Annotated in this window: 3 protein-coding genes and 1 pseudogene; 1 reads left to right on the top strand and 3 read right to left on the bottom strand. The window is 71.1% G+C overall.

The features are described 5' to 3' along the window. The 3 genes and pseudogenes from ACJ73U_RS46085 to ACJ73U_RS46075 all read right to left on the bottom strand — a co-directional run. Window positions 1–368, bottom strand: a pseudogene (locus ACJ73U_RS46085) (hypothetical protein); the annotation flags it as partial. 3 nt (window positions 369–371) lie between these two features. Further along, on the bottom strand, window positions 372–1,730 hold the full coding sequence (locus ACJ73U_RS46080; protein WP_407784137.1) for a glutamate decarboxylase: 1,359 nt from the start codon (window positions 1,728–1,730) through the stop codon (window positions 372–374). A 519-nt stretch (window positions 1,731–2,249) separates the two neighbouring features. Then, the gene (locus tag ACJ73U_RS46075) at window positions 2,250–2,402 is read right to left on the bottom strand and encodes a hypothetical protein (RefSeq protein ID WP_407784136.1); all 153 of its coding nucleotides are present in this window, start codon (window positions 2,400–2,402) and stop codon (window positions 2,250–2,252) included. 264 nt (window positions 2,403–2,666) lie between these two features. On the opposite strand from ACJ73U_RS46075, the gene ACJ73U_RS46070 reads away from it, so the two are divergent. Further along, on the top strand, window positions 2,667–5,936 hold a 3,270-nt coding region (locus ACJ73U_RS46070; RefSeq protein WP_407784135.1), incomplete at its 3' end, for an error-prone DNA polymerase.

Below are 5,936 nucleotides of genomic sequence, written 5' to 3'. Positions count from 1 at the left end.
TCCGCGGCCAGGTCGGCTCGACCGGACGCGAGGACCTCGTCGGCGATCCGGCACGCGACCGGCCGCGCGACCGTGTCGACGAAGTCGGTCACCCGGTGGGCGTCGAAGTCGTGCCGGAACGCCTCCCGCACGTCCTCGTGGGACGCACCCTCCCGCATCAGCAGGGGGGTGCCGCCGCACAGGCCGAGCATCGGCGATCCCGGCTGCTCGGTGGTGAACCGCTCGGCGTCGGTGAGGACGGTGTGGACGTCGCACCACCGGGTCACCAGCCACTGGCGGACCTCCGGCAGCCAGGTGACCGGATCGGTGCCGCGCAGCCGGGCGTAGCCGGGGTTGGGGTCGTTCTCCAGCTCCGCGAGCGTGACCACGGGTCAGTCGGCGAACGTCAGCACGGTCGACACCTCGGGCAGGGGGTACGGGTGGCCGGCCAGCCGTTCGGTGTGCTTGGCGAGGCTCTCGAGGAACCTCGCCGCGAGGTCGAGCGTGAAGCCCTGCCGGCACACCACGCGGATGACGTCCACGTGCTCCAGGTTCGGCGGGAGGCTGTACGCGGGCACGTGCCAGCCGTCGGCCTTGAGCGCCTCGGACAGGTGGTAGACGGTGAAGCCGACCGCCTCCGGGTCACGCAGGCGCAAGGCGACGACCGGCAGGTCCTCGCCGTCGCTGATGACCTCGTAGGGGCCGATGGCCGCGACGCCCTTCGCGATGTACCGGGCCACCTCCTGGCAGCGCTGGGCGACCAGCTGGTAGCCGGCGAGCCCGTTGCGCAGGAACTGGTAGTACTGGGCGATCACCCCCGAGGCCGGGCGCGAGAAGTTCAGGGTGAACGTCGGGTGGTGGCCGCCGAGCACGTTGCAGTCGAAGATCAGCGAGTCGGGCAGGTACTCGGGGTCGCGCCACAGGCACCAGCCGGAACCGGGGTACACCAACCCGAACTTGTGCCCGGACGCGTTGATCGACACCACCCGCGGCAACGCGAAGTCCCAGGCGATGTCCATGTCGAGGAAGGGTGCGACGAACCCACCGCTCGCCGCGTCCACGTGCAGCGGCACGTCGACGCCCCGGTCCGCGGCCACACCGTCGAGGGCGGCCGCGATCTCCGCGACCGGGTCGTAGCGCCCGTCCTGGGTACTGCCCAGCACCGCGACGACACCGATCGTGTTCTCGTCGACGGCCGCCGCGGTCAGTGCCGGGTCCAGGGTCGTGCGGCCTTCGGCGAGCGGCACCATCCGCGCGTCGACGTCCCAGTAGTTGCAGAACTTCGGCCAGCAGACGTGCACGTGCGTGCCGAACACCATGTTCGGCCGGCCGTTGCCACCCCGCTCCCGCCAGCGGCGGAGCATGGCCAGCCCGGCGAGCATGGCCGCCTCGGAGCTGCCGCTCGTGGAGCAGCCGACGAACCGGCCGTCGTCGTCGTGCCAGAGGTTCGCGAGCGCGTTGATGCACTCCTGCTCGATGTGCGAGCTGGCCGGGTACTCCTCCCGGTTCATGAGGTTGATCGGGGCGGTCTCGGCGTAGATCCGCTCCAACTCCGGCTCGGCGGCCGTGGTGCAGAACGTGGCGAGGTTGAGCGCCGCCCGCCCGTCGAGCAACAACCGGGACCGCACGATGCCCGCCGCCACACTCGCGGGCATCGGGTTCTCGGGCAACCGCCCCTTGGGGACGACGTCCTCACTGATCCGCTGCGCGAACACGGGAGCGATCTGCAGATCCTGGTCATCGGTAATCACGCGTTGCAGACTCAAGGCGACCTCCGGAATCCCTCATACTGTGAGGGGATCGTGTCAGCTCGCCGGGAGACGAGTAAACATCAGCGACAACGCACAACCCGGATAGGTCGTTTCACGAACTCGGCCGGCTGAAAGCCTTTCACGCAACGTCGACACGGCCAGCCCGTCCACACGGGCGCGTCGGCCGGGGACCCGTTCGAGCAGGTGCCTATCACCGAAGGTGACCACTTCTGGGATCTTGAACCAAACGGCTTTACCGGTGAACCGATCGATGGGAAAGATCCCGGCGCGGACGGCTCACCCGGCAGCAACGGCACCTCACGCGGACCACGGTCTCCGACGGCGCCTCCGACGGCGCGGGGCGGCAGCATATCCACAATGGACAGCACCGACTTGGCGACCGATGCCAGCACAGCAAACCCCAAAGGGTCATCACAGCATCGATCCGCCTGACCACCTTGCGCACGACGTCGATCTTCGCTCCCGGCGAGCCAGCCCGCGCCGGCTCCCGAAGTCCACTTAGGTCTGCTCAGCCGGCTCGTCGCCGTCCTGGTGCCAGTAGCCGGCCATCCGCTCCTCGATTTCCCGCGCACACGTCGGGCACAGCACCCCGCCTTCCCCCGGCGGTCGCTCGCCGCACTTCGCGCACGTTCGGCTCTGCTCGGCCGTCACGAACCCCTCCCGCGCTCAGTTCGATGTGGACAGACAGCCCCCCGAGCCTAGGTCATCCACCTCCGGTGCACAAGCGTTCGACTCATCGGCATCGTCGCACGTCACGGGCACTGCCGGCGCCGGAAGCCGAAGTTGATCTGTGACGAAGCCGGCAACCGCCGGGACTCGGCTTGACTCGATCTTCTGTCCACTTGATACTCATGAACAAGCGTTCGAACGCCGTCTTCCCCGCGGCGGCCGGGTCCGTGGGGAACGAGGGTTGTCGTGGGTTTCAACAGCCGTGGTCGCTGGACGGAGCTGGAACGGGCGTTCTCCGGCCAGGTGAGCGCGCCGGCCGGGGATGGTGGGGACAGCCCGGCGTGGTCGCGGCGCCGGGAGGGGTACGCGGGGCCGCCGCGGGACCTGGCCGGCCGGTTCATGAGCGACGACCTGTGCGGTGCCGGCAAGCGGGTGCCGTACGCGGAGCTGCACGTGCACTCGAACTTCAGCTTCCTCGACGGCGCCAGCCATCCCGAGGAGCTGGTGGAGGAGGCCGCCCGCGCCGGCCTGGACGCGATCGCGCTCACCGACCACGACGGGATGTACGGGGTGGTGCGGTTCGCCGAGGCCGCGCGCGAGTTGGGTGTGCGGACGGTGTTCGGGTCGGAGCTGTCGCTGGACCTGCCCGGTCCGCAGAACGGGGTGCGCGACCCCGCCGGGCAGCACCTGCTCGTGCTGGCGCGGGAGCTGACCGGCTACCGGCGGTTGTGCCGGGTGATCAGCAACGCCCACCTCCGCGGCGGCGAGAAGGGCCGCCCGGTCTACGACCTCGACGAGGTGGTCGAGGAGCTGCGTGGGCACGCGGTGGTGCTGTCCGGCTGCCGCAAAGGTGCCGTGCGGCAGGCACTCGCGGCCGGCGGACCGGACGCGGCCTACGCGGAGGTCTACCGGTTGCGGGACTGGTTCGGCCGCGACCACGTCGCGGTCGAGCTGACCGACCACCAGCTCCCCGAGGACTCGGCCCGCAACGACGTGCTCCACGCGATCGGGCAGGAGCTGCGCGTGCCGGTGATCGCGAGCAACAACGTGCACTACGCACAACCCGCGCAGGGCCGGCTCGCCGCCGCGATCGCGGCGGTCCGGGCCCGGAGCAACGTGGAGGACATGGACGGGTGGCTGCCGCCCGCGCCGCTGGCGTTCCTGCGCAGCGGGGCGGAACTGGCGCGGGTGTTCGGCCGCTACGGCGGGGTGGTGCAGCAGGCGGCGCTGCTCGGCCTCGAATGCGCCTTCGACCTGAAGCTCGTCGCACCCGAGCTGCCGCCCTTCCCCGTGCCGCCCGGGCACACGGAGGTGACCTACCTGCGCCACCTCACCTGGACGGGCGCCGCCCGCCGCTACGGCTCCCGGCACGACAACCCCAAGGCCTACGCACAGCTCGGCCACGAGCTGGCGATCATCGAGGAGCTGAACTTCCCCGGCTACTTCCTCGTGGTGTGGGACATCGTGGACTTCTGCCGCCGCAACGACATCTACGCCCAGGGCCGCGGCTCGGCGGCGAACTCCGCCGTCTGCTACGCACTCGGCATCACCAACGCAGACCCCGTCCGCTGGAACCTGCTCTTCGAACGGTTCCTCGCCCCGGAACGCGACGGGCCACCGGACATCGACGTCGACATCGAGTCCGACCGGCGGGAGGAGGCCATCCAGTACGTCTACGCCAAGCACGGCCGCCGCCACGCCGCCCAGGTCGCGAACGTCATCACCTACCGGGCGAAGTCCGCGGTGCGGGACATGGCCAAGGCACTCGGCTACTCGACCGGGCAGCAGGACGCGTGGGCCCGCCAGATCGACCGCTGGGGTCCCGTCGCCAAGGTCGACCCCGGCGAGGAGCACCCGATCCCCGACGACGTCCTCGCCTTCGCCGCGCGGATCGGCGACGCGCCCCGGCACCTCGGCATCCACTCCGGGGGCATGGTCATCTGCGACCGTCCCGTCTCCGAGGTGGTGCCGGTGGAGCACGCGCGGATGAAGGACCGGACCGTGCTGCAGTGGGACAAGGACGACTGCGCGGCCATCGGCCTGGTCAAGTTCGACCTGCTCGGCCTCGGCATGCTCTCGGCCATCCACTACACCGTCGACCTCGTCCGCGAACACCAGGGCGTCGAGGTCGACATCGCCCGGCTCGACCTCGCCGACCCGGCCGTCTACGACATGCTGTGCGCCGCCGACGCGGTCGGCGTGTTCCAGGTGGAGAGTCGCGCCCAGCTCGCCACCCTCCCGCGCCTTCGGCCGCGCGAGTTCTACGACCTCGTCGTCGAGGTGGCGCTGATCCGCCCCGGCCCCATCCAGGGCGGCTCCGTGCACCCCTACATCCGCCGCCGCAACGGCGAACCCTGGCAGCACGCGCACCCGAAGCTCGGCGGCGCGCTCGACCGCACGCTCGGTGTGCCGCTGTTCCAGGAACAGGTCATGCAGATGGCCGTCGACGTCGCCGACTTCACCCCCACCGAGGCCGACCAGCTCCGCAGAGCCATGGGCGCCAAGCGGTCCCGGACGAAGATGGTCCGCCTGCGGGAACGCTTCTACACCGGCGCCGCCGCGAACGGCATCACCGGCGCGCTGGCCGACAAGATCTACGGGCAGATCGAGGCCTTCTCCGGCTACGGCTTCCCCGAGGCCCACTCCATGAGCTTCGCCCTGTTGGTGTACGTCTCGGCCTACCTCAAGCTGTACCACCCCGCGGCCTTCTGCGCCGGGCTGCTCCGCGCCCAACCCATGGGCTTCTACTCACCGCAGTCCCTCGTCGCCGACGCCCGCCGCCACGGCGTGGTCGTGCACGGCCCGGACATCAACCGCAGCACCACCCACGCCACCCTCGAACCCGACCAGGACAGCACCGGCGGTGTCGCCGTCCGCCTGGGTCTGGACGCCGTCCGCAACCTGGGCACCGCCGACGCGCTCGTGCGGGAACGCGACACCCACGGCCCCTTCCGCGACATGGAGGACCTGGGCCGCCGCACCACCCTCACCGAGCCACAGCTCGAAGCCCTCGCCACCGGCGGCGCCTTCACCGCCTTCGGCACCGACCGCCGCCAGGCCCTGTGGACCGCGGGCGCCGTCGCCCGCGACCGCCCCCACTACCTCCCCGGCACCGCCACCGCCGGCCAGGCCCCCGCCCTCCCCGGCATGACCGCCATCGAACTCGCCGCCGCCGACGTCTGGGCGACCGGCATCACCCCCGACCGCCACCCGGTCGAGTTCCTCCGCGCCCACCTCGACGAGCTCGGCGCACTACCCACCGCCGCCGTCCCCGACGTGCCGGACGGCACCCGCATCCTCGTCGGCGGCGCCGTCACCCACCGCCAACGCCCCGCCACCGCCGGCGGCATCACGTTCCTCAACCTCGAGGACGAGACCGGCATGCTCAACATCGTGTGCAGCCCGGGCCTGTGGGCCCGCTACCGCCAACTGGCCCGCGACGCCAACGCGCTCCTCATCCGCGGCACCCTGCAGAACGCCAACGGCGTCTGCAGCCTCAACGCCGACCGCCTGGAG

Source organism: Actinophytocola sp. (assembly GCF_045807065.1).
Classification (GTDB): Bacteria; Actinomycetota; Actinomycetes; order Mycobacteriales; family Pseudonocardiaceae; genus Actinophytocola.
This window is presented reverse-complemented; position numbering and strand designations above follow the sequence as displayed.